We start from the raw sequence: 9252 nt of genomic DNA, 5'->3' as shown, positions 1-9252 counted from the left end.
TGAAGGCGAGCTGGATCGCCGCCCGGCCCCAGTGGAACTTGGCGTCGATCGGGTCGACGAAGAGCGTCCAGCCGTACTGGAGGTTCGCGATCATCGCCATGCAGACGATGCCGAACCCGAGCTGCCACCACCGCGCCGAGGGCGCATCCTCCCCGGCCGCGACCGGCGTGTCCTGGCGTTCCATCCCGTCACCTTTTTTCGCGCGATCTCTGCGATCGACGGGATTATTCTGCCGGATTCAAACGTGGCATTCAATATGCCACCGTGACAACCGCACCGCGATGCCACTCTTCGCATCTGCGAGATGAATGCTTCGGCTGGACTGCCGGCCGGGCCGGCGAAGTCTGAAAGGTCAGTCGTCTGCGCCAGGGCCAAGCGCTTGGCCATGCACAAGGTCTCTTGGCAGCGAACAGTCGGCGGTCCAATGTCTTGGAAACAACCCTGACCCGCCGCAAACGACCGGGAGGAAACCCATGCAGACCAGCAACCAGCTCATCAAATCTTCGTGGATCGCCGCCGAGGTGACCCGCGACCGGGCCGAGCGCGTGCTCGTGGTCGAGACCTACATCGCGGTCAGCCCCCTCGAAGCGAACTATGATGCTGGCAAGTATGAGCGGGTCGTGGCCTGCGTCCGCCGCGTCCTGTCCGAGAACCCCGACATCGACCGCGCCTCGATCCTCTCCATGCATCGCGGCGCCGGCTGCACCGCCCTCTTCCGCAAGGACCCGGCGCCCGCAGCCGCCTGATGGACGCGATCCCCGAGGGGCAGGCTGCCGCGGACCGTTCGCGAACACCCGGCGAGACTGGTTTCGGCCCCTGGAATCCGGGGCTCGAATCGACGCTGCCGCGGGACTTCCTGCCGCTCGCGAGCCTCTACCGGCCCGAGAACGTCTCGACGCCCTTCGCGGAGGCACAGGAGCTGAGCAGCGTCTCCGGTCTGCCGCTCCAGGAGGTCGTGGCCTTCCGGCCCGAGCGGCTCACCGTCCACGCGGTGCTGATTCGCGTCATGGCCGATCTCTCCGTGCCGGTGGGGGAGACCTACGGCGACCTCGGCGTGAACTTCCGAGCCATCGCCTCGCGAATCATCGGCGGCTACCTTCAGCCCCATGCCGAGGCGATCACGGCCCGCTACGAGGCGCTGCGCGCCGAGGCCGAGGCGCTTCTGACCCGCGAGATCGACGCCCTGTTCGCGCCGGAGCCAGAGGCGGAGCGCGCGCGCGGCGGTCTGCTCTCCTGGCTCGGCCTCGCGCCCTCGGAACCCAGGCCCGCGATCCGAAGGAGCCTGGAGGACCGCGCGGCGGCCTCCCTCGGCGCCTGGGACCGGCGGGCCCAGGCCTCGGACAGCGACCTCGAACGCGCGGCTTGCGCCGCCCTCACCCGCGTCGTCAACGCCGTGATCCGCCATCGCGGTCGGCTGGTGGCCGACAAGGCGCTGCTGGCCCGCCTCGCCGGGACGCTCGCCGTCAACTACCAGGGCAGCAAGGCGATCGGCCGGCTGATCGAGCCCTGGTTCGAGGAGGCGGTGGTCGCGGAGGGCTACCACCGGCTGCGCGCCCAGGCGCGGCCCATCGTCATGAACGTCAAGGGCTCCTCCGCCTCCGGCAAGAGCACCATGCGTCCCCTCCAGCGGGCCCTGGCCGAGCGCCTCGGCGTCACATGGTCGGACTTCGCGGTGATCACGCCGGACATCTGGCGCAAGTACCTGCTCGACTACGGGGCGCTCGGCCCCGCCACCCGCTACGCCGGCACGCTCACCGGCCACGAGGTCGAGATCGTCGACCGCAAGCTCGACAGCTACATGGCGCGCAAGGCGCAGGAGGGGCGGATGTCGCATCTCCTGATCGACCGCTTCCGCTTCGACAGCTTCGCCGCGGACTCGACCCGGCAGGACGGCAGCCAGCTCCTCACCCGCTTCGGCCACATCGTCTACATGCTGTTCATGATCACGCCCCCCGACGCCACGGTGGAGCGGGCCTGGGCGCGCGGGGAGATGTTCGGCCGCTACAAGGCCGTCGACGATCTCCTCGCCCACAACGTCGAGGCCTATACGGGCATGCCGGGCCTTTTCTTCACCTGGGCCCTCCAGGCGGACAAGCGCGTCCACTACGAGTTCCTCGACAACAGCGTCGCGCTGGGCGAGCGCCCGCGCACGGTGGCCTTCGGCTCGGACGGGGTGCTGACGATCCTCGACCTCGCCCGAATCCTCGACATCGACCGCTTCCGCCGCATCAACATCGAGGCCGCCTCGCCGGGCGAGGTCTATCCCGGCCCCGAGGCCATGGCGCCGGAGCGCAACACCGAGTTCCTGCGCCAGTGCGCGCGAAGGCTGAAGGGCCTGCGCTTCGCCGACCCCGAGACCGGCCGCATCTATGCCCGTCTCGACGGACGGCGCCTCGTCTGCCTCGACCGGGCGCTCTACGAACGGACCGTCGCCGACCCGGACGCCGCCGCCGCGCTCGCCGCGCTGGGCTCCGACCCGCCGGATGCGGACCCCGAGGGCGACCTCTCGCCGGACGGGACCCACACGCTGGGCGCGTGGGGCGCCGCCTGCCGCGAAGCGGTCAGCGCCATCTGAGCCGCTCCCAGCTCCGCTCGATTCGGCGGGCGCAACGCTCCAGGGGCACCTTCATGCCGGGCACGTCCTGCGCCAGCAGCGCGAGGCCGAGCGGCAGCATCCACAGGCCGAACACCGGCAGAACCGCGAGGAAGCCGCCGAGGATGAAGAACACGGCCGCGAGCACGCGCACCGGCGTCCGCGAGGGCTCCCGCAGCCAGTCGACGGCCCGGCGCAGCCAGTCGGGCAGCAGTTGCGTCAGGCGGTCGATCCGCGCGTCCCAGTCCGCGGGGGTGGGGGGCCGCTCCGAAGCGGGGGCGGCGGGCTCGGCTGTCTCGGGCATCATCGGCGGAGAACGTCCGGAGAGGCCGTTTCGCTCCCGGCTGGCATCGGACCGCGCATCGCCCTAAGACCCCTTCCCGAGAGGCGGGCGCCGGACAGCGGTCTCCGCCCCATCACGGAGGAGCCATGTTCCGCCCGCTGACGACCCTCGCGGCCTTCGCCGCCCCCCTTGCTGGAGCCCTGCTGATCGCCATGACCGCTTCCGCCGACGCCGAGAGCACCACCACCCTCCCCTCGGGCCTGAAGTATAAGGACGAGGTCGTCGGCACCGGCCCGGAGGCGAAGTCCGGCCAGTCCGTCAGCGTGCACTACACCGGCTGGCTCGACGCGAACGGCGCCAAGGGCAAGAAGTTCGACTCCTCCCGCGACCGCGGCCAGCCCTTCAGCTTCAACCTCGGCGGCGGCCAGGTCATCCAGGGCTGGGACCTCGGCGTCGCCGGCATGAAGACCGGCGGCAAGCGCACCCTGCTGATCCCGCCGGAGCTCGGCTACGGCGCCCGCGGCGCCGGCGGCGTCATCCCGCCGAACGCGGCGCTGATCTTCGACGTCGAGCTTCTCGGCACGAAGTGACCTGAGCGGGGCGCGGCCGGAAAGGTGGTCGGGATGCTGTTCACGCACCTCTCGGACGACCTGTTCCGGCCGCTCGCCTCGCCGAGCCGCGCCTTCAACGCGGCCCTTCTCCTCCACCTGCACCGGCGGGTGATGGGGGCCTCCGTCGAGCCGATCCGCAAGGGCGAGCTCCTCTCCGCCATCGGCGACTTCGCCGCCGATTGGACGCAGGCCGAGATCGCCGACGACGAGACCACGCCGAGCGAGCCCGTCGAGCGCCGCTCCGCCATCTATCGCCGACTGCTGGACGCCGGCTGGCTCGCGGAGCGCCGCGAGCGCTACGTGCCCGTGGTCGATTTCGACCCCGAGGCGCGGCTTCTCCTGGAAGAGCTGTCCCGGCTGGAGCGGGGCGAGACCCGCTCCTACGGGGGCGCCGTCCTCGACGTGCTCGGAAGCCTCGAGAGCGCGCTCGCCAACCCCGCCGACCGCTCCGAGGCGCTCGCCAACGCGGCGCGCGCCGCCCGCACCTTCCTCGGCCACGTGCGCGGGCTCGCCGGCTCCATGCGCAAGATCGAGGAGCGCATCCTGCGCGAGCCCGATCAGCACGCCGCCTTCCGCCTCTACTTCGAGGAGTTCGTGGAGCGGCATCTGATCAGCGACTACCGGACGCTCCACACCCGCTTCAACCCGTTCCGCTTCCGCTCGGCGATCGTGCGGGAGGCGGGCCGGGCGCTGCGCGACGACCTTCTGATCCGCTCGCTCGCCGAGAGCCTGGTGCGGGAGGGCCGCAGCCCCGCCACCGGTCCGGCCGAGCGCAGCGTCCGGGCCGACCTCGCCGAGATCCTCGCCGTGTTCGAGGGGCTCGACCGGCATCTCGAAGCCGTCGACGACGTGGTGGCGCGGCTGGAGCGCCGCATCGCCGCGAGCCTGCGCTACCTCGACCGGCCGGATTCCCTCGGAATCGAGCGGGCCGCCGCGGCGCTGCGGGCGGTCGCCGCGGCCGACGATCCGCCGGACCTCGCCCCGGAGGTCTCGCTCCTGCGGCCGCCGCTGGGCGAGGCCCATCTCTACGCGCCCCGCAGCCGCCGGGCGCCGATCGACAACGAGCCGCTCCCCGAGATCTTCCTCGATCCGGCGATCGAGGCCTTCGTGCAGGCCAAGGCGGATTTCCGCCGCCGCACCACCGTGACCCGCGAGGCGATGACCGCCTTCCTCGACGCGCGTCTGAAGCGCGGCGGCCGGCTTCGCGGCTCGGAGATCGCGGTGGAGGACGTCGACGCCTTCGTGATCTTCCAGCGCCTGCGCGAGGTCGACGTGCTCTTCGACGGGGCGCTCGCGGCCCGCTACGTCCTCACGGGCACGGAGGGCCGCGTCGCCAACGGCTGGCTCGACTGCCCGGACTTCACCATCGAGCGCCGCTCCCGTGCTTGAGCCCTTCCGCGCCATCGTCGACGGCGACGAGCCGCCCCCGCCCGGCAGCCGCGCGCCGGACGAGGCGGAGCTGACCCGCGCCCTCCAGGTGCTGCTTAAGACGCAGGTGATCTACTCGGCGACGCCCGGCGTCGGGCGGTCCTACGAGCTCGCCCGGCACTACGCGCCCTTCTTCCAGAGCTACTTCGCCTGCCTCGGCTACGCCTTCGAGGTCTCGCACCGGGACCAGATGGTGTTCCTGCGCCTGCCGCCGGACGGGGTGCGCCACGACATGGTCTCCGAGCGCCTGCGCAAGGACGAGACCTTGGTGCTGCTGGCGCTGCGGCTCGCCTACGAAGAGGGCCTGCGCGACCACCGCGTCACCACCGACGGCGTCGTGGAGTGCACCACCGACGACATCGCCGATTCGCTGCGCAGCGCCGCCCGCAGCGAGCCCCCGGCCGAGGACCGCCTCATCGAGATCCTGCGCCTGTTCTCCCGGCGCGGCGCCGTGCGGCTCGGCGAGCGCGACCGCACCGAGCGGATCACCCCGCTCGCCGTGCTGCCCGGCATCGCGGTGATCGCCCCCGATACCTGGCTCGACCGCATCCGCGCCTGGGGCGACGCGGGACGGGAGGAATGATCCCGGTCTCCGGTTGATGGGCTCGATACCAGCTCCCGGGATGCCGCGGGAGCCGCGGGTTTCCTCCCCCTCCGTAGGGGAGGGAGGCGCGGGAGGCTACCGCTCCTCGCGGACCCGGTCCTCGCGCATCACGTAGGTGTGGAAGCCGATGCGCCCGTCCGGCGCCACCTGCCGGTAGACGCCCTGGATCTCCGCCTCGAAGCCGGGGAACAGGTTGGCGGAAGCTTCGAACATCTTGAAGTAGTCGAGCATGGGCTTCGCCCGCGCGTCGAGTCGCTCGCCCGGCAGCACCGTACCGATACCCGGCGGGTAGACAAGGAGCAGCGTCGTGGCGACGCGCCCCTCGGCCTGGGCGATCGGCACGAAGTCCACATCGTTGCGGGTGAGCGCCTGAGCCGCCTGCTTCGGCGGCAGCACCATCTCCGGCAGATGGCCGGGCTCGAACTGCTTGCGCTGGAGGGCGCTGGTGCCGGCCTCCCGGTGGAAGGCGTGGAAATCCGCGCAGAGGTCGCGCAGGCGCACGCCCGCGTAGCGCTGCGGCCGGCGCCGGACGAACTCCGGCATCGCCTCCTCCAGGAAGACGTTGTCGTCGTGCAGCCGCTTGAAGGCGACGAGGCCCGAGATCAGCGTGCCGGCCTTCGAGGATTCGACGCCCGGCGTCAGCAGGAAGAGCAGCGAGTTGAGGTCGTTCTTCTCCGGCACGATACGGTTCTCGCGCAGGTACTGCGCGACGATCGGCGCCGGCACGCCGTGCTCGGCGTACTCCCCGGTCTCCCGGTCGAAGCCGGGCGTGAGGACGGTGAGCTTGTTCGGGTCCGTCATCGCGAAGCCCGGCGCGGTGTGGGTGAAGCCGTGCCAGGACGCGCCCGGCGTCAGCTCCCAGTAGCGGGCCTCGCTCGCCAGGAGGTCCGTCGAGACGCTCTCCCACGGCACCTGTCCGCCCTCGGGGCCGGGTACGAAGTCCGGCACGAACGGGTCGAAGAACCAGCGCCGCACGGGATCGGTCTCCCGCTCCTCGAACTCCCGGCGGATGGCGCGCACCTTTTTGCGCCACTCGATCCCGAGGCGGATCGTGTCGTCCCAGAGGATCATGCCGGAGCGGCCCTTCATCATCTGGGCGCCGACGTCGAGGGAGGCGAAGAGCGGGTAGAAGGGCGAGGTCGAGGCGTGGACGAGGAAGCTCTCGTTGAGGCGCCGGTGCTCCACCCGCCGGCGCTGGCCGCGGATATGCCCGTCGCGGGTATGGATCTGCGAGGCCTGGCTGAAGCTCGCGAGCTGCTTATGGGTCGACTGCGTGGCGATGATGCCCGGCGAGCTCTCGTCCAGCCCCTGCAGCCCCATGGCGAAGCGCCCGGCGAAGAGCGGGTGGAACTTCATGAAGCCGGCCCAGGCCTCGTCGAACAGGATGTAGTCGCACAGGTGCCCGATGCGCTCGACGATGCCCTGCGCGTCGTAGATCGTGCCGTCGTAGGTGCACTGCTCGATGACCGCGACGCGGAATGGCCGCTCCTTGCGCCACGCCTCCGGGTCCGTCACCAGCGGGTTGGCGCGGATCTTCTCGCGGATCCGCGTCTCGTCGAGGGCCTCGTGGTAGATCGGCCCGATCAGCCCGTAGGCGTTGCGGTCGGTCTCCAGGAAGATCGGGATGCCGCCGCCGAGGAAGAGCGCGCCGTGATGGGCCGCCTTGTGGTTGTTGCGGTCGAACAGCACGAGGTCGCCCTCGGCGACGAGGGCCGAGAGCACGATCTTGTTCGAGGCCGAGGTACCGTTGAGGACGAAGTAGGTCTTCTCCGCCCCGAAGATCTTGGCGGCCTCCTTCTGCGCCTTCAGCGCCGGCCCCTCGTGCGTGAGGAGGTCGCCGAGATCGAGGACGGAGTTGTCGAGGTCGTCGCGGAAGATCGCCTCGCCGAGATGCTCCACGAAGATGCGCCCGATCGGCGAGCGGTTATAGAAGATGCCGCCGTTGTGGCCCGGACAGGTCCAGAGCTGGTTGCCCTCCTCGGCGTAGTCGACGAGCGCCCCGAAGAAGGGGGTCTTCAACGTCTCGGCGTACTGCGTGACGCGGGAGACGAGGTTGCGGGCGATGAACTCCGGCGTCTCCTCGGCGAGGAAGATGTAGCCGTCGATGAAGTCGAGCAGCTCGACGGGGATGTCCTCCAGGCGCTTGCGGCGGACCATGATGACGATCGGCATCTCGAGGCCGCGCTTGCGCATCATGTCGATGAGGGCAGCGGCCTTGCCGTCGAGCCCGCGCTTGCCCCAGTCCACCACCATGCAGCCGATCGCGGCGTCGGTCTGGACGGCGATCGAGGCGTCCTCGACGCGCCGCGCCCGGACCACCTCGAAGCCCCGTCCCTCGACCGCCGCCACGATCTGCTGAACGCGCGCGCCCTCGAGATCGTCCGCGTCGAAGTTCGGCGCGCACATCAGGACGGTGAAGCGGCGGTGGAAATCCATCTCGCGAAAGGCTCCGGATCGAGAAACGGCGCACCCTTGTGCGCGAGCGTGACGCTTGGATGACGGTGGCGCGCTTGCCAAGCGCGACGAGGACGCGGCGCCCGATCGCGGGGATCGTCCGGGCAGCCCGGTATACCGTCCCGCCGCATACGAAAAGGCCGTCGCGCTGCCGCGACGGCCCGTCCCATGGAAGCGATCGTGCCCGGCGGCCCTCAGGCCGCCGGTCCGGGGCTCAGCCGGCGTAGACGCTTGCCGCGGAGTTGGGGAACTTCTCCGCGAGCGCCCGGCGCAGCTTCTCCAGCGCCCGGTTCTCGATCTGGCGCACGCGCTCCTTCGAGATGCCGAGGCGGTGACCGAGCGCCTCCAGGGTCGCCTGGTCCTCGCCGAGGCGGCGCTCCTGGAGGATGCGCAGCTCGCGCTCGGAGAGCACGGTCAGGGCCTGCTTGAGCCAGACGAGCCGGCGCTCGCCGTCGACATGCGCGGAGACGGCCTCGTCGGGAAGGATCGCGCCGTCCACGAGGAAGTCCATGCGCTCGGAGGAGGCTTCGCTCTCCTCGCCCACGGGAGCGTTGAGCGACATGTCCGGTCCCGACAGGCGGGCATCCATCAGGGCGACATCCTCGCGGGAGACGCCGATGGCCGTGGCGATGCGGCGGTGGATCTCGTCGCCGACCCGCTCCTCCGTCGACTGCATCAGCCGGGCACGCAGGCGGCGCAGGTTGAAGAACAGGGCCTTCTGCGCGGAGCTGGTTCCGCCGCGCACGATCGACCAGTTCCGCAGGATGTAGTCCTGGATGGAGGCCCGGATCCACCACGTCGCGTAGGTGGAGAAGCGGACCTCTCGCTCGGGCTCGAAGCGGGCGGCGGCCTCCATCAGGCCGACATGCCCTTCCTGCACGAGATCGGCCATCGGCAGCCCGTAGTGCCGGAAGCGGCCGGCGAGCGCGATGACGAGGCGCATGTGGGCCGAGATGAGACGGTGGAGAGCGCGCTCGTCGCGGTTCTCCTTCCAGCGGACGGCGAGCCCCCGCTCCTCGTCGCGCGCGAGGAATGGCGCCTCCATCGCGGTTCGAATGAACTGGCGCCGAATTCCCGCGATCTCAGCCATCCCGCCTCCGCCTCTTTCGATAGAGCGCTGTATACGGCGGGGACGTCGCGGCGCCTGCGGCACCCACGAACAGACCTTCGCCAGGCGACCGACAACGGTGCCACGGCCCGAAGGTTCCCGCGAAAAGCGGATCGGGGGTCGAAGAAATCTCGCGCTGGGACAGGGAAATGTGCGGCCGCGCTCGCCCGG

Annotated in this window: 8 protein-coding genes and 1 pseudogene; 5 read left to right on the top strand and 4 right to left on the bottom strand. The window is 70.7% G+C overall.

From position 1 onward, the window contains the following. A pseudogene (locus MFF04_RS01875) lies at positions 1–184 on the bottom strand (oxalate/formate MFS antiporter); the annotation flags it as partial. A 289-nt stretch (positions 185–473) separates the two neighbouring features. Here MFF04_RS01875 and MFF04_RS01870 point away from each other — a divergent pair. Then, a complete protein-coding gene (locus tag MFF04_RS01870; RefSeq protein ID WP_238273794.1) occupies positions 474–746 on the top strand; it encodes a hypothetical protein in 273 nt (90 codons plus the stop codon). Then, a complete protein-coding gene (locus tag MFF04_RS01865) occupies positions 746–2575 on the top strand; it encodes a hypothetical protein (RefSeq protein ID WP_238273793.1) in 1830 nt (609 codons plus the stop codon). The genes MFF04_RS01870 and MFF04_RS01865 overlap by 1 nt, the downstream gene beginning before the upstream one ends. Here the strand turns inward: MFF04_RS01865 and MFF04_RS01860 are convergent. Next, on the bottom strand, positions 2562–2900 hold the full coding sequence (locus MFF04_RS01860; protein WP_238273792.1) for a hypothetical protein: 339 nt from the start codon (positions 2898–2900) through the stop codon (positions 2562–2564). The genes MFF04_RS01865 and MFF04_RS01860 overlap by 14 nt on opposite strands. 122 nt (positions 2901–3022) lie before the next feature. On the opposite strand from MFF04_RS01860, the gene MFF04_RS01855 reads away from it, so the two are divergent. Genes MFF04_RS01855 through MFF04_RS01845 form a run of 3 tightly spaced genes read left to right on the top strand, consistent with a single transcriptional unit; the run spans position 3023 to position 5498 of the window. Continuing rightward, positions 3023–3466 (top strand): FKBP-type peptidyl-prolyl cis-trans isomerase, encoded by a 444-nt coding sequence (locus MFF04_RS01855; protein ID WP_238273791.1) that lies wholly within the window; start codon positions 3023–3025, stop codon positions 3464–3466. A gap of 33 nt (positions 3467–3499) precedes the next feature. Then, positions 3500–4876 (top strand): Wadjet anti-phage system protein JetA family protein, encoded by a 1377-nt coding sequence (locus tag MFF04_RS01850; RefSeq protein ID WP_238273790.1) that lies wholly within the window; start codon positions 3500–3502, stop codon positions 4874–4876. Further along, entirely contained in the window at positions 4869–5498 is a 630-nt protein-coding gene (locus MFF04_RS01845; protein WP_238273789.1) for a DUF4194 domain-containing protein, read from the top strand. The genes MFF04_RS01850 and MFF04_RS01845 overlap by 8 nt, the downstream gene beginning before the upstream one ends. A 96-nt stretch (positions 5499–5594) precedes the next feature. Here MFF04_RS01845 and MFF04_RS01840 read toward each other — a convergent pair whose 3' ends face one another. Continuing rightward, entirely contained in the window at positions 5595–7955 is a 2361-nt protein-coding gene (locus MFF04_RS01840) for an Orn/Lys/Arg family decarboxylase (RefSeq protein WP_238273788.1), read from the bottom strand. Between the two features lie 232 nt (positions 7956–8187). Beyond that, positions 8188–9063, bottom strand: coding sequence for an RNA polymerase factor sigma-32 (locus tag MFF04_RS01835; RefSeq protein ID WP_238273787.1), 876 nt, complete (start codon positions 9061–9063; stop codon positions 8188–8190). Positions 9064–9252 lie beyond the last annotated feature (189 nt).

The organism is Methylobacterium jeotgali (assembly GCF_022179345.1).
Classification (GTDB): Bacteria; Pseudomonadota; Alphaproteobacteria; order Rhizobiales; family Beijerinckiaceae; genus Methylobacterium; species Methylobacterium jeotgali.
This window is presented reverse-complemented; position numbering and strand designations above follow the sequence as displayed.

Coding starts and splice junctions, on each gene's coding strand:
- MFF04_RS01860 (WP_238273792.1), bottom strand. CDS start 2,900: ATGATGCCCGAGACAGCCGAGCCCGCCGCCCCCGCTTCGGAGCGGCCC.
- MFF04_RS01870 (WP_238273794.1), top strand. CDS start 474: ATGCAGACCAGCAACCAGCTCATCAAATCTTCGTGGATCGCCGCCGAG.
- MFF04_RS01850 (WP_238273790.1), top strand. CDS start 3,500: ATGCTGTTCACGCACCTCTCGGACGACCTGTTCCGGCCGCTCGCCTCG.
- MFF04_RS01855 (WP_238273791.1), top strand. CDS start 3,023: ATGTTCCGCCCGCTGACGACCCTCGCGGCCTTCGCCGCCCCCCTTGCT.
- MFF04_RS01865 (WP_238273793.1), top strand. CDS start 746: ATGGACGCGATCCCCGAGGGGCAGGCTGCCGCGGACCGTTCGCGAACA.
- MFF04_RS01840 (WP_238273788.1), bottom strand. CDS start 7,955: ATGGATTTCCACCGCCGCTTCACCGTCCTGATGTGCGCGCCGAACTTC.
- MFF04_RS01835 (WP_238273787.1), bottom strand. CDS start 9,063: ATGGCTGAGATCGCGGGAATTCGGCGCCAGTTCATTCGAACCGCGATG.